Genomic DNA, 26,083 nt, shown 5'->3' with positions numbered 1-26,083 from the left:
TTCGCCATGGCTCTGATATCGACATTACGAATCTTGTGCTGAACAAGCTCGTTTATTTCGCGCAAGTCGAATCTCTGCGCGCAACCGGGAAACCATTGTTCGAAGACAAGATTGAAGCGTGGCCTTACGGTCCGGTTGAGAGGAACGTTTATTTCACTTTCCAAAAATACGGACGCAACAGGATTCTCAAGCCCGAGGGCGAAACCGCAAAGGATGAACAGGCCTTATCCGTCGTAGATGGGACGGCAAAGAAATATGGTTTTCTGACGGCATTCGATCTTGTGAGATTCTCCCATCGAAAGAACTCCGCTTGGAAGAATGTCTACAGGGAAGAAGAAAACGTCGAAATCACCAACGATGCCATTCTCGCATCCGACGACGGTCTGACCTTCCCCAAAAACACTCTTGCATCTAGTTTGGATGAAGTAAATGCAAAATGGCAGAACACCTTCAGGATTCTGCGCAATGCCTGAGCAATACACTGACGAGTGGTGGCATATCCAAGCGCCGCCACTCGTTTTTCCATCTGATGATTTCGCAGAAGCAATGACACAAGCAATCGTCCGAGTACACAGGAAGCAACTTGACGACATCGGCGGATTTACCGTGGAAAGAGCCAATGACGCCGGTTCCGTAAGTGGCGTTGTGGATTCGACATTTCTGCCGGTATTCGGTCAATCGTCGAAAGAACGATTCGAAGATTTGTTTCGACAAATGGCGCATCTTACCTTTCACCTAGCCAAAAATCATTATTTCGCTGATGGCAACAAGCGCACCGCAATGGCCATATCCTTGGCCATCCTGAAAATGGAAAGAATTGATTTGGATATCGATGATGATCCAGAGCCAGAACGAAATACCCTATATAAACTCATTTCCAGACTGGTGACAGAAGAAATCACGGAAGAACAATTTGCCGCAAGCCTGAGGAGAAGTGGACGTTTAATCGATGAATGATGACGGGCTGCCGCCTGTCCGCTACAGCGCAAGGTCGACCGGCCCATGCGAGTGCTCGGCTACCGCACGCCCGCCGAGCCATTCGCCGACGAACCGCCAGACCTACAAGCCTGACGAAGGCGTTGCGCTTACAAATGAACAACGGGTGGCATCCATACATCATGATGAACGAGTAAGGTTGACGGGGAGGGGGAACCACATGAACCAAGCATGCGTACACAACGACACCATCGACGTGGGCAACCATCATGGCTGGTCGCGATACCGACCGCGATACCGGCCGTTCCTGCAATTCCTGACAACGCAGGAACGCAACGTCATTTGGCTGCTGCTGGCCATCGCTTTTCTTCCGGTGGACGGCACCACGCTCGGCCTGTACGCGCCGTTCTGGTCGCCAATCAGTCCGGCGCTGTTCGCCGTGTACTGCCTATGCAATTGGCATCAACTGCGCATCGCAGCCAATCGATACCTGCCAATGTTCCTCCTACCAGTGGCCTGCATAATCCTGTCCATCCCGGGATGGCTGAAATTCGGTATCCATCTCAACGCCGCGTTCATGAGCATCACCGGATTATTGGGCGTGCTCGCCACTTTGGGTGCGATCGCCATTGCGTTCGGCATCAAACGCATTCCATGGCGTACGCCATTGCGGATTCTCATCGCTTCTTACTGGTTCTCCTTCGGCGTGGGCGTGGTGCAATGGCTATCCATCCATCTGCATATCAAGCCGTTGACCGACTATTTCGCGCACCTCATGTACCGGCAGTACATCAATGAAAGCTCAGTGTGGGGCGGTGGTCGCCCGCAGTTCCTGTTCGCGGAGCCCAGCTATATCGGCATGCATCTGTTCGGCGTATTGCTGCCGCTTATGTGGCTTATGCGTGGGCGCGACCGTATCTATGCCAAGCGGTTGCGCAACCTCATCGTTGTGTATGCGATTGGCGCTGTGCTGATGCAGGCCGGCACCCGAATTGTTCTTCGCGCGAATCTACCAGAGTCTTGACCCGATATGCGGGCTGCTCGCCCATCCGTGGACGGTGCTTACCGGATATGGCGCCGGCAACATCATCAACGCGGTATGGGCCGGCGCGAAGCATGCGGGACGATTGTTGAATGGCCTGGGCATGAATGGAAGTGCTGCGGTGGGATTCGCGGCTGGCATTAGCAATCATTTTGGGTAGGTAATGTTCGACTGTTCAGTTTTTGAGCCTTGCCGCTCTGGAGCTGCCATAAGCGAAATGAAATGTGTTTCGTTGCCTAGGGTGCAGTGGTCACGGTCCGTTCGGACCGCAGCTCCTCGATACTTATATGCAAGACGGCAGTCGATGGCCGTCTATGTTGGGTGAAGTAATCTGAAGTGATTACAAGCTGCGGATTTGCGAGCCGAACGGCCACAAAGCCAGCTTGGCCATCTTGAACGATTGAATGCCGAACGGAATACCAATGATGGTGACGCAGTTCAGCAGGCCAGCAAGTATGTAGCCAATCGCCATCCATATGCCAGCCAACACAAACCATACGATATTGGCCAGCACCGATCCCACACCGCCGCCATACACCACGGTTTTGCCGAACGGGGTCAGCGTTAAACCCGCCATCTTGAACGCCTGCACTCCCAATGGAATGCCGATGATGGTGACGCACAGCACCAGGCCGATAATCGCCCAACTGGTGGCAAGCAGCAGTCCGCCCAAAATCAGCCACAGAATATTGCCAATAAGTCGCATACGCACATGATACTGACGTGCCGTGCCGCTACCGACAAGTGGCAACGGATAACAACAAAAGATACAAAAAGCAGCAAAGCCATGTGGGAAGGATGCATTTTGACTCGCCATAAGCAAAAATGGTGAGGTAGATTTATCGAACCTTAATCGAACCGAATTTTAATACGGTTGCATTGCTTGGCGATGCCTCCGAATATATTGGCCACAACTTTTACTTTGCTTTCCGAGGTGTTGCTGACAGCAACGTATTGAATGGCTTTTTGCAGGCACTTAATTGATGCGGCTGCAAAAAGCGGTCGGTATTTTCTGGCTGAATTCTTTGAGTGCGGAGCGGCAGAAAGCAAAAACTTTGATAAATGCCATGTAAAACTGCTCAACATCTGTTTGATCGAAAGCCCGCTACAAATCTGCCATAATAACGCAGATAGACCGGTTGAAATGGGAAAAAGCGCAGAGTGTGGGGCGTTCGCCTTGGAAACGGACGCCCCACATTTCCTGTGTGGGAATTTATAGCATTCCGATCAGCCCATGGTCGTGGCCGTCGCGCGCGAAGGCTGGAATCGTGTCTATTCCGGCGTCGACAGTGATTTTCTGCCCACCTTCATACACTTTGCCGGTGCGTAGATCCGTCCATGTGATGCTAGCGTTTCCGGGAAGCGTCACCTCACGCGATCTGGCTCCGGCCTCAACTACGGGGGCCACTAGGATATCAGGGCCGAACATGTATTCATCGGCGATATCAGACACCGACTTGTCTTGGGGGAACTCGTAGAAGAGTCCGCGAACCAAAGGCTGGCCATCGATATGTGCTGATTCGAACAGTTCTCGAGTGTAAGGGCGCATTTTTTCGCGAATGGCAATGAACTTTCGGAAGATTTGCTCCATCTCGGGGCCATAGCTCCAAGGCTCATTGTCGGCACCACTTGGCGAACGGTGGTCTCCGGCCGAATTAGTGATGGTCTCCTTGCCGGTTGCCGTATGCAGACTACGATCGCCATGGTTGCGCATGACCGGCAGGAAGCATGAGAACGCACACCAGCGGGCCAACAACTCCTTGAAATTGTCCGAATCAATTATCCCATCATGGAAACCGCCCATATCGGTGGTGAACCAAGGGATACCGGCCATGCCCATGTGAATGGCGCAGGTAATCTGGGCACGGAGGTCGGCGAAGGTCGAACCAACGTCTCCAGACCAAACAAGAGAACCATAGCGTTGCGAACCAGCCCAAGCGCAACGGGTGAGGTTGACGATGTCACCATCCCTTCCTATGGTTTGTTGCCCCTCGTAGAAGCCTTTGTTATAGTCTCTTGGGTAGATGTTTGCCACCTGCTGGTTTGGGCCGGCGTAATATCGATAATTGTCGAAATCGTACGTGCCGTATTCAGGTTCCGCTTCGTCGAGCCAGAATGCATCAACCCCAAGCTCGGCATAATTTGTTCGGCACTTCTCCCAAACATATTCACGAGCTTTTGGATTGGTGGCGTCATAGAACTGGCTGGGACCTTCGAACATCATGCCGACGTCTTCACCCTTATCTGCACGCACGAGAAGGTTCTTTGACTTCATCTCAACATAATTCTCTGAGGCGAGCGCGACCTGGGGCCACACAGATACCATGAGTTTCACTCCCATGCTGTGCAGATCGTCCGCCATAGCTTTGGGATCTGGCCAGAATTCATTCTCAAAACGGAAGTCACCCATATGCGGCCAGTGGAAGAAATCTACAACGATGAGATCCAATGGAATATTACGCTGTTTAAACCCATGGGCGACGTCTAGAAGCTGACGTTGATTCCAATATCTAAGCTTGCACTGCCAGAATCCCAGTCCCCATTCAGGCATGTGAGGAGCGTGCCCTGTGGCGTCGGCGTAATGCTTCATTATCGAAGAAGGTGTATCGCCTGTGGTAATCCAGTAGTCAATCTGCTTGGCTGATTCAGCTCGCCATTCCGTGCGGTTCTTGCCGAACGTAACGTTTCCAAGTGCCGGATTATTCCACAGGAAGCCATATCCGGCGCTGGAAACCACGAAAGGAATAGATGCCTGTGAATTGCGATGCGCGAGTTCGAGGGTACAACCTTTCAGATTGAGGATGTTCTGTTGGTACTCGCCCATACCATATAGTTTCTCATTTTCCGGTGTGGTAAAGGAAGCAACGATGGAATAGTCGCCTCCGGTGATCGGTTTGAACCATCGCGCTCGAAGATTTAGTGATCCGCCAGATGGTATTTCCTGAATGAGCGGTGTGCCGTCTGCCTTATAGAAGCTTAGTAAACAGCGTGGCTCTTCATATCCTGATCCGGAGTACAGGCCGCAGGATGCTTTCGCTTGAACTACAATATCGCCATTGCGTAATTCGGCGGTTCTATTGGGCTTGTCAATGGTGATACCATAGTTGTGGCTGTCTGAGACCTGATTGTTTTGTGGTAGCAAAGCTCCTTCTTGTTCTTGTATCTCATGCATTTTCGAGGCGCGGACGCGGACTGAATTCTTTCCCCATGGTTCGATGCGAAGGTATTCGCCGTCCCCAGTCCACAACAGTGCATCTCCATCGATAGCAAAAGTTAGTTCACTCATAGCTGGTCCTTGTTAATTATGTATTTAAGGGTTGGATTAGTCTTTCACTGCTCCGGCTGTTACGCCGGCGGCAACGTATTTCTGCGCGAAAATCAGCAACAGTGCTGTTGGTACTGAGGCCAATACTGCGGTGGCCATCATTGGCCCCCATTCTTGGTTTTGCGAACCGATAAAGTCATATAGACCCATGGTGATTGGCCTCATCTTGCCGCCACCGGAATCGAGGGTCGAAGCAAACATGAAATCCGACCATGCCCAGAGGAAAGCGAATAGCGAAGTCGTGACAACGGTATTACGGGAGAGTGGAATCACGATTTTGGTAAAAACGCCCCACTGTGATGCTCCGTCGATTTGCGCTGCCTCCACCAGCGAGCGTGGCATACCAGACATAAATCCCGTCATCAGAATCACCGCGAACGGTACCGACAAAGTGGAGTCGGCAACGATAAGTCCCGGAATACTGTCGAGAAGGCCGATGTCATTGTAGATCTGGTAGAAGCCTAGAGACATAACGACCGCGGGAATCATCTGAGCAACAATCAACAGGAAGTTCATGGACTTTGAGCCTTTGAACTCCAAGAAAACAATGGCGTATGACGAAGGTAATGCAATTGCTAGAGTCAGGATCACGCATCCTATGGCAACTAGCAATGACGTTCCTAGGTAGGGGAGCTGTGAACTTAACGCAGAGGCATAATTGTCGAGCGTGAAATCTTTCGGGAACAGATCCCCTGAACGGATGGAGCGACGTTGCGTGAATGATATGTTGATCATCCAGTATACGGGGAAGAGCATAATCAGCGTCAAAATGATGCCTATAAGTGTTTTCCACCATGATGAACGATGTTTCATTTAGTTACCTCTTCTCTTCATTCCGCTGGGCCCACAGGTAAATCAGAGCGAAAATCAGTGCTACGACAATGAGAATCGTGCCCACAACGGATGCTTCCGAATACCGGATGGTTGCTGATGTGCCCTTTCCGAAAGCCATCTCATAAGCCCAAGTTGCCAAGGTTCTCGAAGATCCAGTACCCTTGGTCATAATCCAGATGATGTCTACTGTTCGTAACGTGTAGACGAAACCTAGCAGGAGCGTGATCATCGATACCGGCTTGAGCAACGGGAAAGTAATCTTCCAGAAGCGCTGCCAAGCATTGCAGCCATCCAACGCGGCGGCTTCATACAAGTCGCCATTGATGTTTTGCAAGCCCGAATACAGAATTACGAGGTTGAAAGGAATACCAAGCCAAATATTGGCAATGATAACCGCCCACAAGGAATGATCGGCTTGCAGCCACCAAACCGGGTCCAAACCAAATAGTTTGAGGAAATTATTAATAACACCGCTGTCGGCGTCCATCATCCATTGCCAGATCGTACCGGAAATCATTGGCGGAAGTAGCCATGGTACAAGGAATGCGCCGCGCAAAGCCGCGGAAAGTTTGAAATTCTGATTGAAGAAAACCGCCAATGCCAAGCCGATAGAGTATTGGAAAACGATAGAAGCGAAGACGAAAATCAAAGTCTGTCCGAGAATGGTCCAGAACTGTTGATCGCTTAATATTTCCTTATAGATATCGAATCCAGACCAAGGGGCATCGCCGGTCACAAAAGTGCGACGTGTGTAGCGGTGCATACTCATGGAAATATTCTGAATCAGAGGCCAAACGTAGAAGATAAGCATGTAAATAATCAGCGGGGCCGCGAAACCAATGGCGGCCAATGTGGTTGGCTTGATTCGCCTTGGTTTATCTACGGTGATTGTTTGAGACACAGTTCACCTGCCTGTTGATGGAAAAGATGGAATGGGGCGTCTGAATATCGCAATGAATGGCGGGCAGATGCCCCAGAAAAATATGAGACCGCGAATCAGCCCTTATTCAAGGCAGCCTGTAGATCTTCAGAAAGCTGTGCAGAAATGTCTTCGTATTCCAGACCAACGTCAGTGGTACGGCCTTCAGCATTTTCTACGGCGTCAACCCAAGGTGCCCAGGCACTGTTCTCTTCCACCTGCTGCTTGCGGACGTCACTTTTGGCGGCAAGATAAACCATCTCATCATTGGTCTTCTTGAGATTATCTCCGTCAATGAGGCACTGAATGACCTCCGCGGTTGCCTTCATCTTGTCACTGTCTTTGGTTTTCTGGGCTGGAATGGTAATGAACTCGCCACCGCTTGGAACCGGGGCTACTCCGCCATCTTTGGCTGGAATGGAAATCATCTTGTAGCCTTTCTCGGTGGCCGACTCCATCTGCCATGAACCATTTTCAGAGAAGCCGTAATCGCCGCCAAGGAACAGATCCCACGCAGCAGATTGGTTGTCCGTTGCGACCGATTTCGGAGCCCAACCTTTTTGGACCCAGCCGGATACCAGATCAAGCGCATCCTGCTCGGCACTGGAACCTGAAGCGTCCTTCAATTGACCGCCGGCTCCCCAGAACCAGGGAAGGAACTGGAATGTTCCTTCTTCGCCGGAAATGCCGGAGAACGTGATGCCCTTATATCCTGCGTTTACTACTTTTTCGATGGCACTGTTGAGCGAATCCCAATCGGTAATCGATTCCGGGTCGACGCCAGCCTTATTGAGGACATCGGGGTTGTAATACAAGCCCAATGCGTTAGTGCCGTAAGAAACCCCATATTGTACGCCGTCGATGATGCCGGGACCTTCGATATTCTTGTCGAATCCTGAAACGTCGACTCCCGCTGCCTCGATATCCGTAACAAGTCCTGCGTCGACAGCGGTAGGCATCTTTGGGTTATCGATCAGGGCGATCTGGGGTGCGTTGCCGGCCTTGACAGCTGTTGTGAGATTGTTTAATAGGTCTGACTGCGCATAGCCGATGCGTTTTACGTTATATCCCTCAGGAGCACAATTGGTAACGTATTTCGCCCATGTGCTGCTATCGTTCTTCTGAGGGTATGGGTCCCAGAATTCGATTGTTTTGGAATCTTGACTCGAGTTGCTACCGCAAGCGGCGAGACTGACTGCCGCGGCACTTGCGGCGATTAAAGCTATCACGCGCTTCATATTTGAACCGATCATTTGGTATTTCCTTTCATTAACAGCGCACCTATGCGCTGAATGATTAATTTATTGCGTTTGGGAAGTTTTAATCCCAAACTGTTGAACCGGTTAAACAAGTTAGATAATAAACCCTGATCTTTGAAAAGTCAAATCGACGAACTTAACTAATGTAGAATCTCGTGGTTGTTTTCTGCGCGTAATCTACGTAGCTGCGATGTTACTCGGGCTCTTGGGTTAGTGGATAATCAAGATAGCGGGTGACCGTCTGGGCTTTCGGATTGTTTATTCGACGCAAAAGGGCTCCCACGGCGGCTTCTGATAGTTGCGCAATGTCCGGACGCACTGCGGAGAACGATATCTTCATTGATGTTGCTAGCTGTTTCGGGAAGACGGTTACGACCTGCAAGTCATCCGGTGTTCGGAGATTCCTGCGTGCCAAGACCTGAGGGGCAACGATTGTTGCTGGCTCGTTGTGAAGTATCAGAGCGGTCGCTTTGGTGTGCGTATCTAGTGCATGCTCAATGAGGGGCGAAGGATCCGAATCGTCGTCTTTCGGATATTCGACATGCATTTTCAGGTCAAGACGTTTGGCGGTCTCTATCGCTGAATCCAGAAAGCGCCAAGCGTAGCCAAGACCCTGATCAAATATTGTGTGTGACCATGGAATAAGAATCACCTCTTTATGCCCTTCGGAGGCTAGGAAATGCAAGATTGATGATGCAGCCTTGGCGAAATCGGAATCCACTGTATCCAAACCGTATGAGTTCTTTGGCGAGCCGAATGCAACGGTCGGAATGTGCTCTTTTGCGGCATAGCTGACTCGTGGATCCTCATCTTTGACGTCCATCAGGATGAACCCATCCACTTTCTTTGACGACCATGCTTCATGCATTGCCTCGAAGCCGTCGTTCTCGCCAATGAGCAGAGTGTCGTATCCTCTCTTTGTCGCTTCTTCGGATAGCAGGTACACGTACAGTCCAAAGAGGGCTGACAGATAGTTGCCGTGAAAGGCGGGGGAGACCACACCTATTGTTTTGGTTTTTCTTACGGATAGTGCGCGGGCTGCATGGTTCACCGTATAGCCTAATTCGTCAATCGCATGTTGCACTTTAAGTGTTGTAGCTTGAGTGATTCGAGGATCTCCCGATAGTACATACGAGACTGTTGCTTTGGAAACACCGGCTGCGTGCGCCACGTCAGAAATTGTTACCATATATCACCTGCTCTCGCCCTGTCGCTTCGCTAGGTTAAGCAAATAAGCAGCATGAGACAAGTTTAGCGTTATCTGTTTGCGCGCGTCGCCATGATGGTCGACAAAAGGCAATGACGCGATTCCAAGTTTTTCATCCAATGGAGGTGTGGACGGCTATGCGCGCGAGTATCCGCCAAACTGCTGATGTTAGTGGTTTGGATTGAGTCCGTGCTATTGGCTTGGCGTATGCCGTTGATGGTGCGAACATTGGTGAGTTTGATTCGCATCGGTGCTTGAGGCGATTAAACGTACATGCGTGTGAAGAAAAGTACATTGAACGCCGGGGTAAGACGAAGAGGCTTGTCTGCGGCTCGCATCTCGTCTATGTATGGCAGATTCGGAGGCCTGACCGGAGACATCTCACTTACATATGGCAGACACATGCGGCGAAAACCTCAAAAACGTATCCCCGAAGTGGCTGTTTTCGCAGGCGACGTGCCATATATAAGCGAGATGTTTCCGTACGAAAAGCAAAATCTGCCATACATAACGCAGATAGACCGGTTGGTGTGGGGTATTACGCGAAGTGATTTCACGCGAGTACACGCTGCGGCCTACAGCAGGGGAGCGGTGCGTGGTTTTGCGGTTGAGTTTCGTACTTGCAACTGCACGGGGAATGTCTCGAATGGTTCCTCGATGGGTTGTCCTTCGATGAGCGCCAGAGCCTTTTGTGCCGCATCGACGGCCATGTCGTATGGGCGCTGTCGAACGGTGGTTAGCTCAGCTTCTTTGGCGAAGGTGCTGTCGTCAAATCCGGTTACGGAAATATCTCCAGGCACGGAAAGGCCGCTGCGTTGAAGGCGGAAGAACAATGGAATTGCCTGTGAGTCCTGATGGAAACACAATGCGGTGGGTGGGTTGTCTTGCGCCATGATTTCGGAAATTGCCGCATCTAGAATGCTGTCGCCTTTTTGCACTGCCAGTGTGCGGGCGGTCAGTCCGTCAACTGCATCGCAGGCTTCCTGGAATCCGGAAATACGGTTAAATGAGCTGAATCCCAATGTGGAGGAAAAGCTTTCATATAAATACAGCAGGTTACGATGTCCCAGCTTGGCGAGATGTCGAACGATGAGTTTGATGCCTTCTTTGTCGTTGATACCGACAGTTGCATCGAATCCTTCGCTGGTGGTATTGATACCGATAATCGGAATTTTTGCGGTTCCGAGACGTTTGACCTCGTCGGGGCTGATGCCAAATGAGGAAACGAATACGGCATCGGCGTTGCTGCGTACGGGAAGTTCCTCGAAGAATGCGTCACGCGCCTCCGACCCCTCGATGGGGTAGATGACCAGATCGTACCCGGCGTCACGCAAAACATCGTTAAGTCCGGCAATGATTTCGGCGGTGAACCATTCGATGACGCCGCTGCCGACCAATAATGCTATGCGATAGGTTCTACCGGATTTAAGAATTCCTGCCGATCTGGAAACGCTGAAATTCAACGCATCGGCTGCGGCCTGCACTTTCAACCGTGTTGCCTCTGACACCTGTTCAGGGTGTGCGAAAGTGCGTGAGACTGTAGCGTTCGATACGCCTGCCTTCAGTGCCACATCGCCGATGCTCGCTTTCATGGTGCCTCCGAAAGTTTTTCACTGTTTGTTTCAGCCTACCATCATTACCGTCCTCATGGCTACAGAGTTGAAAGATGAATGAAAAGGGTTGCGATACGACACGCCGTATGAAAAACAATGTGTGCACGCTCACAGCGGTGAGATGAAACGGGTTTCAAATGAAACCGTTTACATTTTAAAAAACCTTGAATTGCCAATATGAAACCCTTGTCGTATGCTATTGCTTGTCCGCAAGGGGCGGATGAAGGCTTACGAGGACGTAAGGAGAGATATGAAAATCAACAAAGGTATCGCAGTGGCAGTGGCGGCCTTGAGCATCGTCGGCTTGGCTGCGTGCGGGAACAGCAATGCCGCGTCCGGCACAACCGATACGAAAGCCGACAAAGGGCTTGACGTTATCGGCAACACCATCACCTACGACCCCAATCATCTCGTGAACGACGGCAAGCCAATCCAGCTCGAGTACTGGAGCTGGGGCAGCAAGGGCACGGATCCTGTCTACAAGATGATTGAGTCCTACACGAAGACGTATCCGAACGTCACCATCAAAACGGTGAATGTTTCATGGGATGATTATTGGACCAAGCTGCCGTTGGCTCTGAAAGGCAAAAACGGTCCGGCCGTTTTCAACATCCACAACTCTTACGATGCGTTGATTCGTCCATACGCAGCGGATTACGATATCGACACCAAGTCTTTGGAATCCGACTACTCCACCGCATCCGTACATGAAGATGAGAACGGCAAAGTCAAGTACATCGACTCCGTGATCAACACCGGCAACATCTACTACAACAAGACATTGTGGAGCGAAGCGGGCCTCACCGACGCCGACATTCCGACCACATGGGACGAATTCATCCAGGTCGCCCAAAAGCTCACCAAAACCGACGGCAGCAAGATGACGCAGGCCGGCTTCAACTTCAACGGCGACGCCTACAGCGCCATCTATCAAGGTCTGAATTATCAGAAGGGTGAACTGCTCTTCAGCGAAGATGGCAAGAAAGCCAACTACAACAACGATGTGACCAAAGAAAACATGCAGTTCCTCAAGGATTTGTATGACAAGTACAAGGTCGGATCCGTTGACTTCGGCAACGATTACACCCAAAGCTTCGGTAACGGCCAGTCTGCGATGATCTACGCTTGGGGCCACATGGAAGGCACGCTGAAAGAAAAGTATCCAGATATTGACTACGGCGTGTTCGCCACCCCAACCTTCTCCGAAGACACTCCGTTTGCATACGACCGTTACAACGGCGAATCCACTCCGGGCGTCAACAAGAACCAGAGCAAAGAACAGCAGGCCGTTGCCCAGGACTTCATCAAGTACCTGCTCGCCAACGATGATTACATTCGTGAAGCGGTATCCGAACTGAACTCCTTCCCAGCCAAGACCTCGCTGCAGAACGACAAGGACATTCTCTCCAAGCCGGTCATGGCCGCCATCCAGCCACGCGTAGACCGACTGATCTGGCCGGGACCGGCACCATCCACCGTTGAATCCAGCGGCACCACTGCTTTCCAGAACGTCTTCCAGAACGGCATGTCCATCGATAAGGCTCTCAAGGAGGCCCAGGGTCAGATGGATACCGACATGAAGAGCTCTGACTTCACGTCAATGGAAAGCAAGTACGCTTACTTCGACGAACATAAGTAATACCGATATATCCTTTCCAATCCCTTTTCCAATCCGGGCAGTCGCGGTACGATTCTTCTTCCGCGCCGCGACTGCCTTTTTATCTACGAGATACGTTCAATCTTCTTATTCGATTCGATCTGACATTCTGTATTGCGTAACAAAACGGTCGAATCGGCTCACAGAGAGGCGAGATTCAATGAAAAACAAAAATGGTGAATCTCTGGTATCGAGAATTTTCACCCTACGCAACATGGCTGTTGTCTTCTTGGTGGTCTATTTCGCCATTTTCCTGGCCTACCCAATTTTTAAAGCCTTCGCGGGCAGTTTGCATAACTGGAATCCTCTGATTGGCACTTATGATTGGGTCGGACTCGACAACTTCAAACAGATCCTCACAGACAAACTTTTCTGGACTTCCATGGGGAACACGGCGGTATTCGCAGGTGTTTCCACACTCTTCCGCATTGTGCTTGGTCTCGGCTTGGCCCTGCTGCTCAGCGCCAAACTCGTCAAATGCAAAGACACCCTCCGAGGTCTGTTCTACATGCCGACCATCACTCCGCTCGTGGCAGTCTCTTTCGTGTGGATGTGGATGTTCGACCCGCAGTTCGGCATGGTAAACAAAATCACAGGACTCGACATCAACTGGCTGCACGACACCAAATGGGCCATGCCGGCAGTCATCATCATGACCATTTGGAAGGATTTTGGCTACGCGACCGTTCTATATTTGGCCGGTCTCATGAATCTTCCTCGAGACGTGTACGAGGCGGCCGCCATCGACGGTGCCAACTCAGTGCAGATTTTCTTCAAAATCACCCTGCCGTTGCTTAAATCAACCACCTTGTTCATTGTCATCACGTCACTGATCAGCTACCTGCAGGCATACGTGCAGATTCTCGTCATGACCGAAGGCGGTCCGGGCACGTCAACCTACACCATCAGCTATCTCATCTTTGATCAGGCATTCCAGAAATACAACTTCGGCGTCGCGTCAGCTCAGGCAGTTGTGCTCTTCCTGTTCACTGGTGTGCTCACCCTCATCATGTTCAAGGTTTCTGGAGATTCGGAGGAACTGGCATGAAATCACGTAAAATTGGCGGCATCATTCTTACGATTCTGCTCTTCATCGCCGCCATCATCACCATTGTTCCATTTGTTTGGATGTTCATTTCATCATTCGCGCCAAATAGCGAAATCGTCAAAGTGACCGGAGGATTATTCCCTAAGCCATCCACGATTGACAATTATGTGAGCATCCAAGAAAAGTTCAATTTCTTGCGATTGTTCGCAAACTCGCTGATCGTAGCAGTACTGAAAACCGGTATTGCAATCTACACAAGTGCGGTGCTTGGTTACGTGTTCTCTAAAATGCGATTCCGTGGTCGCAACCTGCTTTTCGGCATCGTTATGAGCACCATGATGATTCCTTGGGCAGTGACCATCATTCCGCAATACGAAATGTTCACCAACTGGGGTCTGCAAGACACCTACACGTCGCTCGTGCTTCCTGGCATGATCAGCGCATTCGGTATCTTCCTGTTCCGCCAATCCATCTCGGGAATTTCTGACGAACTCATTGAAGCGGCGAAACTCGATGGCGCATCCGAAACCAGAATCTTCCATAGCATCATTCTGCCAATGAGCCATAACACCATCGCGGCGCTCGCCATCTTCACCTTCCTGTGGAATTGGGAAGACTACCTGTGGCCATTCTTGATGATCACTGACGAAAACAAGCAGCTGCTCGCTGTCGGTCTGAAGGCCTTCAACGGACAATACGGCACCGATTACGGCGGATTGTTCGCAGCGACTTCGTTGGCAATTGTTCCAGTGATCATTGTGTATATGATTTTCCAGAAGCAGTTCATCGCAGGTATTGCGACGGGCAGTGGCAAGTAAGGCAGGAGTAGCATGGCAAACAACGCATTAGATAACGCAACCGGCACGGTATTCGTCGACTATGTGCGCAAGGCACGTCCGAAAATGCGAGAATCGTCGGTTTTACAAGGGGATCATTGGAGGATTGGCATTCTAACGGAATCGCTGATCCGTTTCGAATGGTCTGATTCCGGCGAATTTGAGGACAATCTCACGCAAATGGTGGTCAACCGCGATTTTGGCGCCGACCCGCAATTCACGGTGACGCATCGCGACGGACTGCTCATTGTTGACACCCCCGCGCTGTATGTGACGTACGATGGCAAGCCATTCAGCAAAGAAGGCTTGAGCGTAGTCGTCAAGGGCGTGGCCGACACCCAGTTCAATACGTGGCATTACGGCGACGAACCGAAGCATAATCTTAAAGGCACCGCGCGCACGCTCGACGAGGCGAACGGCGAAATTTCTCTGGACGATGGTGTGATTTCGCGAGACGGATGGGCGGTACTCGATGATTCCGCCGCGAACGTGATCGTGGAAGCATACGAAGTGAACGGCAAACCGAATCCGCTGGGGGCTTGGGTTATGCCACGCGATCACGCGGAAACCGACTTCTACTTCTTCGGCTATGGCCGCCGCTACACCGAAGCGGTGCAAGACTTCTACAAGCTGGCCGGACCAACGCCTCTGCTGCCGCGCTTCGCACTCGGCAACTGGTGGAGCCGCTACTACCGCTACACGCAAGACGAATACCTGCAGCTCATGGACCGGTTCAAGCGCGAAGGCATTCCATTCACCACATCCGTGATCGACATGGACTGGCACCGCGTGGACGATGTCGATCCGAAATACGGTTCCGGTTGGACCGGCTATTCGTGGGATAAGCAGCTGTTTCCCGATCATGAGGCGTTCTTGCGCGACTTGCACGAGCGCGGCCTGAAAGCCACGTTGAACGTGCATCCGCGAGACGGCGTGCGCGCGTTCGAAGACGACTATGAGGCGGTGGCCAAGCGCGTCGGCATTGATCCCGCAACCGAAGAGGCAGTGGAATTCGACCTCACGAATCCGGATTTCGTAAGCGCCTACTTCGACATGCATCATCGTATGGAAGCCGAAGGCGTTGACTTCTGGTGGCTCGACTGGCAGCAAGGCGGCGTGACTCGCCAGCCCGGACTTGACCCGCTGTGGGTGCTCAACCACTTGCACTACCTGGATTCCGGGCGCTACGAGACTTCTTCCGAACGCAATGTAAATGAGAACTGCGAATGCGAAAAGTGCGCCGAGCCGGGCGCTCGCGATGAGCATGAAATGCATGTCGAGCAATCCGAACGCAACGTGAGTTGCACGGAACGCAACAACCGTTGGCCGCTCACCTTCTCGCGGTATGCTGGCCCGGGTTCGCACCGCTATCCGGTCGGCTTCTCGGGAGACACCATTGTTACGTGGGAATCCTTGCAGTTCCAGCCGTATTTCACTGCTACCGCGTCGAATATCGGCTACGGATGGTGGAGTCACGATATTGGCGGTCATATGTGTGGCTATCGTAACGAGCATTTGGAAGCCCGTTGGTACCAGCTTGGCACGTTCAGCCCGATCAATCGCCTGCATTCCAGCAATTCGCAGTTCATGGGCAAGGAGCCGTGGAACTTCTCCGCGGAAGTGCGCGATTCCATGGTGGGTTCGCTGCGACTGCGCCATATGATGCTGCCGTACCTGTACACCATGAACTATCGCGCCGCGTTCGAGGGCATGCCATTGGTGGAGCCGATGTATTGGGCGGATCCGAACAATCCGCAGGCGTACGAGGTGCCGGATGAATTCCGTTTCGGCACTGAGCTGCTGGTTGCACCAATTGTTTCTGACAATGACGATTCCGCGCAGCTGGGTAGCACGGAAGCATGGCTGCCGCAAGGTGAATGGTATGACTTCTTCGATGGTCGCCGTTACGTTTCGGCAGGAGAGTCCGGGCGTCGTTTGGAAGTGTGGCGTGCGATCGACCGTATGCCGGTGTTTGCCAAGGCTGGCGGTATCGTGCCGTTGCAGCAGCTTGGCGAGGGCAATAAGGTGAATGATCTGGGCAATCCGGAGTCCCTGCAGGTGCTGGTGTTCCCCGGTGCGAACGGTTCGTTCACACTCAAGGAAGACGATGGTTCTGTGGCCTCTGCTGCTTCCGGTTCTGCATCTGCCGAGTCTTGCGATGGCCAAATTCATGTTGCCGATACGCGCATGAGCCTTGACTGGAAGAATACGGACAATGCCACGCAGTTCACCATCAGTCCGGTGGAAGGCTGTGCTGAAGCCATTCCGGCACAGCGTAACTGGGAGATTGTGTTCCGTGGAGTTGCGCAGCCAGACACGCAGAACGTTCGTATCGAAATTGGCGGTAAAGCTTGCAATACTGCAGAAATTACATACGATCAGCAGACGTTGAGTCTGTCGGTCGTTGTGCGCGACGTGCCGTCTACTGCATGCTTGAACGTTACGATTGCAGACGGACTGCAGATTGCTGAGAATTCAGTCGAACAGGACGTGCTTGACGTGCTCTTGCATGCGCAAATGCCGTACATTTCCAAAGAGCATGCGATGCAGGCGATTCGTGAGCAAGGAGTGCGTGCGCTCGGGGCTCTGCGCACCTTCGATACCGCGCCCCGTTTCAGCAACGAGCTGTTTGTCACCTCCGGCATGCCCGATGCGGTGATCGGCGCCTTGGAGGAAATCCTCCTCCGCAGCTGATGCGAAGTTGCGGGCCAGCCGGCTGAAGGCAAAAAATTTGGGCATGGAAAAGGGGTTGCAGCGAATCTTAACGATTTGCTGCAACCCCTTTTCGGTTACTTAGACTGGTTTCCGACTCGCGATAGAGGGCGGAAACCCTGAAGCCCAGCAGCTTAGTTGTGCTTGGACTTCTTGCGGCTGTTCTTATGAGCGTGCTTGCTCTTCTTGCCATCCTCGTCGTAATAGTAGTAATAGTAGTAATTGCCGTTCGTGGAAGACTTGCGTTCCTTTTCGAGGTTGAATACGAAGCCCACCACCGGCACATTGAGGTTGTCAAGCTGCACGGCGATGTCTTTCAGATCGCGCTTCATGGTCACGTCGCGACCGGAAACGAGCACGATACCGTCGCTCTTCGAGCCGAAGACAGTGGCATCATTGGCCACCACCATCGGGGAAGTGTCGATGATCACGTAATCGTAGGTCTGCAAAGCCGCGTCGAGCAATTCGGTCATGGTCTTCGAGTTCAGCAGCATGGAAGCGTTCGGCGGCTTCGGACCAGCCGGCAGAATATGCAGGTTCGGCTTCCAATAGCGCTGCACCACATCCTTCACGGTGGCCTGGCCGGAAAGCACGTGCGTTAGGCCGGCGCCGCCTTCCAGGCTAAGTCGTTCGGCTACGGACGGGTGACGCAAATCGGCGTCGATCAGCAGCACTTTGGCGCCGTTTTCGGCAAGGGCGGCCGCCACGTTCACGGAAACAGTGGTCTTACCTTCGGAAGGTCCGACGGAGGAGATGACGATCATGCGCGCATCGCTGCCTTCAACCTTCGATGTGAAGGAAAGGTTGGTGCGAATACGGCGGAATTCCTCAGCGATACGGCCGGCCGGGTTCGACACGATGATCGGCTTGTTGCTCTGCAGGCTTTCGTCGGTGGGGATGCGGCCCATGATCGGCGCGTTGATAATGTCTTGCAGATCGCTGGCTTCCTCCACGCGGGTTGCCATAAGATCGCGGATCAGGGTGGCGAACACGCCGAGAATCAGGCCTGCCACCAAGCCGACGGCCAAGTACAATGCCACCTTCGGGGAGCTGGGGGAGATCGGCTCCGCAGCGCGCTGCACCACGGAAAGCTTCACCGGCGACTCCTTGCCGGAGGCATACAGCGACTTCTCCACCACATTGCTCAGGGATTCCGCCACGCTGTTGGCAATGTCGGAAGCCTGCTTCGCGTCTCCCGTTTCGGCGGTGATGTTCACGAACGCGGTGTTCGTCGGGTTCGTGACGGTCAGCTGCCCGGCCAGATTCGCGACGGTGGTGTCGAGGCCAAGATCGTCGATAACCGGCTTCAGCACGGATTCCGTGGTGGCCAGCGTCGGATACGACTGAATCTGGTTGGTGATATACGTGCTGGCGCTGTTGATGTTGGAAATATTGTTGTCTTGCACCGACGAATCACTGTAGGTGGCGAACACCTGCGCGGTCGCGGAATACTTCGGGGGTGCCAGGAATGTGTATGCGCACACCGCTGCGAAAACCACCACGAACGTGATGATGCCCACCAGAAGATGCTTATGGACTATACGGAACAAATCCATCAAGGTGATGCCGTCGTCTTCCGTATCATTGGATTCGACGACCACCTGATTGGTTGCTGGCACGTTGCTTTCTGCTGCAGCCATGTTTCCCCTCGACATTTGTCACATCATATTGATCAGGTTCCATACTAGCAAAGAGCACCCCCATGGAGGGAGTTGGGCACCCTTTCTAGCTTGGTTCGTTGAGATTTCAACGTTTTCAGGCAGTGGCGCTTGCTATGGTCTGCAAAGCCTTGCAGATTTCGTTGTACGCTGCCTGATATACGGCGAAGTCCTTGCCGATCGGATCCTCCACATTGTTGGTATCGGGGATCATCGGTCGGATCATGCTTGCGTTGTCGATTACCGATTCGAGTTTTTCCTGCCGGGTATTACCCCCCATGTACCCCTGTTCCTTGCAGTAGACGCACATGTTGGCGAAATCGTTGATGAGGAAGGTTTTGCGGGCCGCGGTTGGTGCAATCACCGCGATTTCCTTGCGCTGCTCGTGTTCGAAGCAGAGGATGAGATCGCTGCCCTGCGCGATTTGCGGGGTGACTCGTTTCGCGCGGAAGCTGCTGGAATCGATGCCATGCTGGTCGAGCAGCCTTTTGCTGTTCGGTGCGATTTCGTGCGAAACGAGCCCGCGTGTGCCCGCACTGTCGGATTCAAGATCGGGCATGAATTGGGGGAGGAGCAGTTCTCCCATAGGAGAGCGGCAGATATTACCGGTGCAGATAAACAGGACTTTCATGATCTCTTCCTGAAAAAAGAAAACAATCGGTTTTACGATGCTTGTTTTCGAATAAATGAAGGGACTTGGGAAAACCCAAGCCCCTTCATGAAACATAGATATGGTGTGTATCTACTTGGTTATTGTTCAGCGAGCAGAGCTCTTGCGAACGGCAACCAGGGAGATGCCAGCGGCAGCCAGCAGCACGACGGCCACAACGTACGGAGCGATAGCAGCACCGGTGGAAGCGGTCTCGTTCTTCTTGGCGGTGCCTTCGCCGGTAGCGGCGACGGTCACGGAAGCGGAAGCGAGAGCGGCACCGGTCGGATTGCCTGCCCCATCGACTGCGTAGATGGAAGATGCGATGGTGCCAGCAAAGCCAGACTTGAAGGTGTAGGTGGCGGTCAGGGTGCCGTCCTTGTGTGCCTCTTTAACGTTGGAGTACTTGGTGGCAGCCAGGGTGACGTTCTCGACGGTGGTGTCATCGTAGGACACCACGTAGCGCTGGCCCGGAGTCAGTCCCGTAAACGTGAAGGTGGCGACGTTGCCGGAAACGGTGCCGGTCGCGCCATAAGCCATAGCGGTGTTAGCGGCAAAGCCAAAGCCGAACACGGCGGCGATGGTGGCGAGAATTGCGACGATCTTCTTCTTCATAATCGTGATTCCTCTCTAAATAAAACGTACATTTCAGCGGTTTGCCGTAGTGGTTTCCCGCTACGACCTTGACTATACGCCCCCGTTGAGAACCGCGCTCTCGGGGGATGTGAGGTGAATCGCACATATGTGACGGCGTTGTCACACCATGTGACGACGTTCGCACATGCCCCCGAATATGAAAAATGGCGATTTTTCGTTGGAAAATCGCCATTTTGATAAGAATTTACAAACGCAACACGCCGAAGCGTCACTCTTCGTCGTCGAAACTGAACAGGTCTTCGACCGTGGTATCAAGCGCTTTTGCAAGGTCCATGGCAAGGCGTAGCGACGGGCAATACTGCCCCTGTTCGAGGCGTCCTATCGTCTCGCGGCGTACGTTCACAAGGTCGGCAAGATCGGCCTGTTTCAAGCCGCGTTCCATACGTTTGAACTTCAAACTAGTCTTCATCGGTGTCCCCGCCCTCATGCTCGAGCCACAGGTAGCGGGCGTCGGCGATGGCCAGCGCCAGCATGCCCAACGTCGGCAACGCCATGGCGGGAACGGTGAACGGCGCATGCCTGAACAGTGTGACGATCATGCCTGCGAAGCCCAACACCACCAGCGCCACCACAAGCACGAAGAACGTGAAACGGATGGCCGTCGCCTGATGCTCGTCGGACAGCTCGTCGCGGCGGGGGTGCGCGCGGTTGTACACCGTGCTCAGCCAGATCTCGCCTATGGCCCACACCAGCGCGAACACGCCCATGGTGATGATGCCCGGCCACGTGTGATGCTGGAACATTTGGATGGCGCAGGCGATGGCTCCCACAAATTCAACGACCATGCGGAAGAGGATGTAGCGGTTGAAGGTCACGGGTCTGTCCTTTCCTACCGTGTTTCTTCGTGTTTTCCGACGATTTCGTATTGTACCCGTTGCCCTGAAGAGGGGTGAAGAAGCGGGGGAGAGGCTGTTGACGGGTGCATGCGGTGAAACGATTTTCAGAAACGTTTGCATGTGGCTGTTTCGAGGCATGTCGTATATCGGGGGTCGAAGGATGGGGGACAACCTTGCTGAAAGCGTTTGTAAAAAAGCAGAAAAACCAATCATTTTTCATCGTCGATTTCATTAAAAATCACTCATTTTTCACCAAAAATTTGTGATATTTTAAGGATTACGTTCGCTAAGGAGCAAACGTTTTCAAAGGAAAGATGCAAGGAAGCAGGAGGTCAAAGTGCGAATAAGTTCGCGTACGTTCGCAGGTATTGCGCACGTATTCACTAAGCAACAGCCCCCGCAAGACGGGGGTCCATCCGAACCGATGACCCGCGTCGAGCGCAGGCAGGCGGCCCGCAAGGCCCGCACCATCAAAACGTGGAAGAAAGCCGCCGCCGGAGTCGCTGCCGTCGCCACCATGCTGGGCGGCATGGGCGTGGCCTCCACCGCACTCGCCTCGGACCGTGACAGCTACCAGGATACGGTCGGCAATGCCACGTTCGAGCAGGCCCGCGAACAGTACGGCCTGACCGAGAGCATGAAGAACGGCGCCATCCTGCATGCGTGGATGTGGTCGTTCAAAACCATCACCGAACATATGCCTGAAATCGCCGCGGCCGGCTACACCTCCGTGCAAACCGAGCCGATGAGCAAAATCAAGGAAGTCGCCGCAAACGGCAAGAAGTTCACCGAAAACTGGTATTACGTGTACCAGCCGGCGAACACCTCCATCGGCAACTTCGTGGTCGGCAGCGAAGACGATCTGAAGGAAATGACCGCCACTGCACACAAATACGGCGTGCGCGTAATCGTAGACGTGGTAGCCAACCACTTCACCTCCGACTGGAGCGCCATCGACTCCGATTGGCAGAACAAAGACTACTTCCACTCCCGTTCCAACTGCGGCGGCAACGACGGCGACCAGATCAACTATTCCAGCCGCCGCGATGTGACCCAGTGCCACCTGCTTGGCCTGTGGGATCTGAACACGCAGAACCAGTATGTGGCCGACCGCATGCAGGACTTCCTGAAGACCGCAGTCGCGGACGGCGTTGACGGCTTCCGCTTCGATGCCGCCAAGCACGTCGAACTGCCGACCGAAGTGTTCGACAACAAGACCTCCAACTATTGGAACACCATTTTGAACAATGGTTCGCAGTTCCAGTACGGCGAAGTGCTGCAGGGCGATTCCGGCCTCGACTACAAGGCCTATGCGGACCTGTTCGCCAACAACTCCTCCGACGGCGGCGGCAACACCGCATCCAACTATGGCAAGTCCGTGCGCGCGGCCATCAGCTCAGGCAATCTGAGCACCAAGATGGTGCAGAACATCGATACCGGCGGCGCCAAGGAAGACCAGCTCGTCACTTGGGTGGAGTCGCATGACAACTATGCCAATGGCGACAAGGAATCCACGTATCTGACCAATGATCAGATCGTATTCGGCTGGGCGATCGTGGGCTCCCGCAAGGCCGGCGCACCGCTGTACTTCAACCGTCCGGTCGGCTCTGGCGGAACCAATGCACAATTCGCCGAGCAGTCCCAGCTGGGTGATGCGGGCGACGACATGTGGAAGAACAAGTCGGTCGTGGCCGTCAACCACTTCCGTAACGCCATGGACGGCAAGAGCGAATATCTGCAGAACTGCGGCGCCGATCAGAACAACGCCAACAAGTCCTGCCTGATGATCGAACGCTTCACCAAGGACGGCACCGCCAACGATGGCGTGGTAATCGCCAACATGGGCGGCGACCAGAGCCTCGTCGGCATGAGCACCAACCTTGACGACGGCGTGTATCCGGATGAAGTCAACGGCGGAAGCATCACCGTTTCCGGCGGCAAGATCACCTCCGGCACCGCCAAGGGCAACGCGGTCAGCGCCTACTATCTGAAGGCCGAAGCCAAGCCGTACGTTTCCGCGGAACCGTCTTCCGCAACATTCAGCGGAAGCAGCGTTGACGTGACCCTGCGCGCAAGCAAGGCCGAAAACCTCAAGTACACGACCTCCGAAGGCAAGTCCGGCACCTTCAAGAACGGTGACGTCATCACCGTGGGCAGCTCCATCTCCGTGGGCGAGTCCGTGACCGTGACCGTGACCGGCACAAGCACGGAAGACGGATCCAAACTCACCGGAAAAACCACGGTGACCAAGACGGAAGTCGCCAAACAGAACCTCGCCTCGCGATATGGCACGAACAAAGTCGGCTTCGGCGTGAAGAAAACCATCAGCTTCAATGCCGGAAAAGGCGCGAGCATCTCCGATTGGGACAGCTCCATGCTGATCGCACAGGGGGCAGCCAACGACGATCCGCGCGTCTACCGACCGAATTCCATGTATGAGGTGCCGATCGATCTGTATGCACTGTATGGTGCCTACGATGACGACAATCTGTACCTCATGTGGGAAATGACCAACGTGCAAGACGTGGTCGACACCGGCGACGATTATCCGCTCAGCCAAGGCCACCTGTGGCAGACGCAGAATCTGCCGTTCCACATCGCCATCGACACGAAGGACGAAAGCACCCGAGTGGGCAAGGACGGCGGACTTTCCACCGGCGGAACCCTGTGGGCTTCCGGCATCAAGTGGAGCGGTGAGCAGAACGTCAACAAGGTCGTGACGATTTCCACCAACGGTTCCAACGGTCCGTGGATCTACAAGGGCGACGCTACAGGTCTTGATTCCAACGCCGAATATGGTCCGGCAGCCAACGCCAAGACCAACACCAAGGCTTCCGGCGTCAAGTTCGGTTACGGCAACGGCATCCTGAGCAGCCAGGTGATCGGCATCAACGGCGGCTGGGGTGAAAGCAACGGTCGAGTGGTCGGCGACATGAGCGCCGACAAGGAAGGCTCCGCACAGTGGGTCAACTTCAACGATCTGGGCCACAACTCCGCAGGCATGGACGATCACTACGAGATCGCCATTCCGCTGAGCGAACTCGGCACCACCGCGGACCATATCGAAAAGTACGGTCTCGGCGTTGAACTGGCAGCCACCTTCGGCCTTTCCGCAATGGATTCGCTGCCGTATGACATGGCGATGAACGACAATGCCGATCTGCCGGACACCTCCTCTCAGGTCAACAACTCCTACGAGAAGTCCGACGAAGACACGTTCACCGTTGCCATGGCCAACATCGGTGGCCATGAAGATCCGACTCCGGTGACCAGCGTGAAGATCAACGGTGGCAGCTACACCACTGATCTTTCCAATGGCGCCGTTGCGAAAAAGCTGACCGCCACCACCGATCCGGCTGGTTCGTCCGTGAGCTGGAGCTCCTCCAACACGGCCGTCGCCACGGTTTCCGCCAACGGTACGGTCACGCCGAAGAAGGCCGGTACCACGACCATCACCGCAAAGTCCGGTTCCCAGAGCGATTCGATCACCGTTACGGTGACCGGCACGCTTCCGACACCGCCGGTGGCGAAGAACACCATCTATGCGACCAAGCCTTCCGGTTGGAGCAAGATGTACGCGTACGTGTACACCGGCGACGGGGCGACCGCGAAGAACAACGCGGCCTGGCCGGGCGTCGAGATGGTGGCTGCCGACAACTGCGACCAGACCGGTTACCAGTACGAGGTGCCTGATTCGCTCGCGTCCGGCGCGAAGGTGATTTTCAACGACGGTGGCAGCCAGCAGTATCCGGGCTCCCGGCAGCCGGGCATCGACTACAACGGCGGCACCGTAACGTGGGATGGTTCGTCTGCTTCGTTGAAGGCCGTGGATTGCACCGTGGTGGTGCCTCCTGACGACGACAAGAACGTGCAGATCACGTTCAAGGCGACCGGCGTTGACCTGAAGTCCGGCGAGAGGGCCTACGTGGTCGGTGACTGGGGCCAAGGCAAGGGCAAGACCTGGAACCGCGCCGGTGGCGTCGAGCTCACTACCGTGGGCGGCGAACTGACCGGAACCGCGACCGTGGCCAAGGGCCAGTCCATGACCATGCGCCTGATCAAGGTTTCCGCTGACGGCAAGACCACGTGGGATCCGTCCACCGACCGCAAGACCACCGCCGACAAGGCCAAGACCCTCACCCTCAAGTGGGATGAGCGCCAGGTTTCGCAAAGCGTGGACGTGACCATCAACGCGGCCGCCGACTTGAAGAGCGGCGAAAGCCTGTACGCGGTAGGCGACTGGGGTCAGGACGGCAAGACCTGGACCCGCGCCTCCGGCATCCGCCTGACCGCCACGGGAGCCGACGGCGTCTACTCCGGCACCGCGAACGTGAAGACCGGCAAGTCCATGACCTTCCGCCTGATCAAGGTCGACGCGAACGGCAAGACCACGTGGGATCCGACCACCGACCGCAAGACCACCGCCGACAAGGCCAAGACCGTTGGCGTGGCCTGGGATGTGAACACCGTGAACGAGGACGGCACCGTGCCGGTAACGTTCGCAATCACCGGTGACGGCGTCTCGAACGGCAAGCTCACCATCCAGAAGGGCCAGCTCGCGAACCTCTCCGTGAAGGGCGCCACGGGTGATCCCGACATGTGGTGGAGCGACGGCGCGGCGGTGGCGGTTTCCGGAACCGGTGTCGTGTACGGCGTCGAGACGGGAACCGCAAAGGTGAATGTGAAGGCCGCGGGCAAGACCGCAACCATCACCATCACCGTCAAATAAGGAATCAAACGGATTTCATAAAGCCATACATCCACCGGTCTGACCGGTAGATCTCAGGGGCGTGCGATTTCAATATGTGATATTGGAGTCGTGCGCCCTGTTTTTCATAATCGTTTGCAATGATCTGCAAACGTTTTTTCTTGTAATCCCAACATGATGGCAGCGA

Annotated in this window: 19 protein-coding genes and 1 pseudogene; 8 read left to right on the top strand and 12 right to left on the bottom strand. The window is 53.9% G+C overall.

Going from position 1 to position 26,083, the window contains the following annotated elements; translation table 11 throughout:
* The first annotated feature begins 35 nt into the window (after window positions 1-35).
* The 3 genes and pseudogenes from BBPC_RS07575 to BBPC_RS07565 all read left to right on the top strand — a co-directional run.
* Entirely contained in the window at window positions 36-473 is a 438-nt protein-coding gene (locus BBPC_RS07575) for a Panacea domain-containing protein (protein ID WP_231857831.1), read from the top strand.
* Entirely contained in the window at window positions 466-957 is a 492-nt protein-coding gene (locus BBPC_RS07570) for a type II toxin-antitoxin system death-on-curing family toxin (RefSeq protein ID WP_004221189.1), read from the top strand. Before BBPC_RS07575 ends, BBPC_RS07570 begins: the two co-directional genes overlap by 8 nt.
* 199 nt (window positions 958-1,156) lie before the next feature.
* Window positions 1,157-2,123 (top strand): annotated as a pseudogene (locus BBPC_RS07565) (hypothetical protein); the annotation flags it as partial.
* Between the two features lie 195 nt (window positions 2,124-2,318).
* Here the strand turns inward: BBPC_RS07565 and BBPC_RS07560 are convergent.
* From BBPC_RS07560 to BBPC_RS07530, 7 genes are all read right to left on the bottom strand, one after another.
* Window positions 2,319-2,684, bottom strand: a complete 366-nt coding sequence (locus BBPC_RS07560; RefSeq protein ID WP_004221200.1) for a YccF domain-containing protein — start codon at window positions 2,682-2,684, stop codon at window positions 2,319-2,321.
* Window positions 2,685-3,191: 507 nt separating this feature from the next.
* A complete protein-coding gene (locus BBPC_RS07555; RefSeq protein ID WP_004221204.1) occupies window positions 3,192-5,264 on the bottom strand; it encodes a glycoside hydrolase family 31 protein in 2,073 nt (690 codons plus the stop codon).
* Between the two features lie 36 nt (window positions 5,265-5,300).
* Window positions 5,301-6,116 carry a carbohydrate ABC transporter permease gene (locus BBPC_RS07550; RefSeq protein WP_004221205.1) on the bottom strand — a complete coding sequence of 272 codons (816 nt, stop codon included), beginning with the start codon at window positions 6,114-6,116 and terminating at the stop codon, window positions 5,301-5,303.
* A 4-nt stretch (window positions 6,117-6,120) separates the two neighbouring features.
* On the bottom strand, window positions 6,121-7,038 hold the full coding sequence (locus BBPC_RS07545) for a carbohydrate ABC transporter permease (protein WP_033524330.1): 918 nt from the start codon (window positions 7,036-7,038) through the stop codon (window positions 6,121-6,123).
* A gap of 95 nt (window positions 7,039-7,133) precedes the next feature.
* On the bottom strand, window positions 7,134-8,309 hold the full coding sequence (locus tag BBPC_RS07540) for an ABC transporter substrate-binding protein (protein WP_004221208.1): 1,176 nt from the start codon (window positions 8,307-8,309) through the stop codon (window positions 7,134-7,136).
* Between the two features lie 199 nt (window positions 8,310-8,508).
* The gene (locus BBPC_RS07535; protein WP_004221210.1) at window positions 8,509-9,504 is read right to left on the bottom strand and encodes a LacI family DNA-binding transcriptional regulator; all 996 of its coding nucleotides are present in this window, start codon (window positions 9,502-9,504) and stop codon (window positions 8,509-8,511) included.
* Window positions 9,505-10,097: 593 nt separating this feature from the next.
* Window positions 10,098-11,114, bottom strand: coding sequence for a LacI family DNA-binding transcriptional regulator (locus tag BBPC_RS07530; RefSeq protein WP_004221216.1), 1,017 nt, complete (start codon window positions 11,112-11,114; stop codon window positions 10,098-10,100).
* Window positions 11,115-11,385: 271 nt separating this feature from the next.
* On the opposite strand from BBPC_RS07530, the gene BBPC_RS07525 reads away from it, so the two are divergent.
* The 4 genes from BBPC_RS07525 (at window position 11,386) to BBPC_RS07510 (ending at window position 17,370) form a co-directional block, all read left to right on the top strand.
* Window positions 11,386-12,774 carry an extracellular solute-binding protein gene (locus BBPC_RS07525; protein WP_022245472.1) on the top strand — a complete coding sequence of 463 codons (1,389 nt, stop codon included), beginning with the start codon at window positions 11,386-11,388 and terminating at the stop codon, window positions 12,772-12,774.
* Between the two features lie 178 nt (window positions 12,775-12,952).
* Window positions 12,953-13,840 carry a carbohydrate ABC transporter permease gene (locus tag BBPC_RS07520; RefSeq protein WP_004221220.1) on the top strand — a complete coding sequence of 296 codons (888 nt, stop codon included), beginning with the start codon at window positions 12,953-12,955 and terminating at the stop codon, window positions 13,838-13,840.
* A complete protein-coding gene (locus tag BBPC_RS07515) occupies window positions 13,837-14,658 on the top strand; it encodes a carbohydrate ABC transporter permease (RefSeq protein WP_004221224.1) in 822 nt (273 codons plus the stop codon). Before BBPC_RS07520 ends, BBPC_RS07515 begins: the two co-directional genes overlap by 4 nt.
* A 12-nt stretch (window positions 14,659-14,670) precedes the next feature.
* Window positions 14,671-17,370 (top strand): glycoside hydrolase family 31 protein, encoded by a 2,700-nt coding sequence (locus BBPC_RS07510; protein ID WP_004221225.1) that lies wholly within the window; start codon window positions 14,671-14,673, stop codon window positions 17,368-17,370.
* Between the two features lie 152 nt (window positions 17,371-17,522).
* Here BBPC_RS07510 and BBPC_RS07505 read toward each other — a convergent pair whose 3' ends face one another.
* From BBPC_RS07505 to BBPC_RS07485, 5 genes are all read right to left on the bottom strand, one after another.
* On the bottom strand, window positions 17,523-19,028 hold the full coding sequence (locus BBPC_RS07505) for a polysaccharide biosynthesis tyrosine autokinase (protein ID WP_117612330.1): 1,506 nt from the start codon (window positions 19,026-19,028) through the stop codon (window positions 17,523-17,525).
* Between the two features lie 115 nt (window positions 19,029-19,143).
* On the bottom strand, window positions 19,144-19,677 hold the full coding sequence (locus BBPC_RS07500) for an arsenate reductase/protein-tyrosine-phosphatase family protein (protein WP_033524329.1): 534 nt from the start codon (window positions 19,675-19,677) through the stop codon (window positions 19,144-19,146).
* 126 nt (window positions 19,678-19,803) lie between these two features.
* Window positions 19,804-20,310 carry a hypothetical protein gene (locus tag BBPC_RS07495; protein WP_004221228.1) on the bottom strand — a complete coding sequence of 169 codons (507 nt, stop codon included), beginning with the start codon at window positions 20,308-20,310 and terminating at the stop codon, window positions 19,804-19,806.
* A gap of 250 nt (window positions 20,311-20,560) precedes the next feature.
* Entirely contained in the window at window positions 20,561-20,761 is a 201-nt protein-coding gene (locus tag BBPC_RS07490; RefSeq protein WP_004221231.1) for a helix-turn-helix transcriptional regulator, read from the bottom strand.
* The gene (locus BBPC_RS07485; RefSeq protein ID WP_004221233.1) at window positions 20,751-21,167 is read right to left on the bottom strand and encodes a hypothetical protein; all 417 of its coding nucleotides are present in this window, start codon (window positions 21,165-21,167) and stop codon (window positions 20,751-20,753) included. Before BBPC_RS07485 ends, BBPC_RS07490 begins: the two co-directional genes overlap by 11 nt.
* A 358-nt stretch (window positions 21,168-21,525) precedes the next feature.
* Here BBPC_RS07485 and BBPC_RS07480 point away from each other — a divergent pair, with 358 nt between their 5' ends.
* Window positions 21,526-25,917, top strand: a complete 4,392-nt coding sequence (locus BBPC_RS07480) for a starch-binding protein (protein WP_152595411.1) — start codon at window positions 21,526-21,528, stop codon at window positions 25,915-25,917.
* Window positions 25,918-26,083: the final 166 nt, after the last annotated feature.

This window comes from Bifidobacterium pseudocatenulatum DSM 20438 = JCM 1200 = LMG 10505, from assembly GCF_001025215.1.
Lineage (GTDB): Bacteria > Actinomycetota > Actinomycetes > Actinomycetales > Bifidobacteriaceae > Bifidobacterium > Bifidobacterium pseudocatenulatum.
This window is presented reverse-complemented; position numbering and strand designations above follow the sequence as displayed.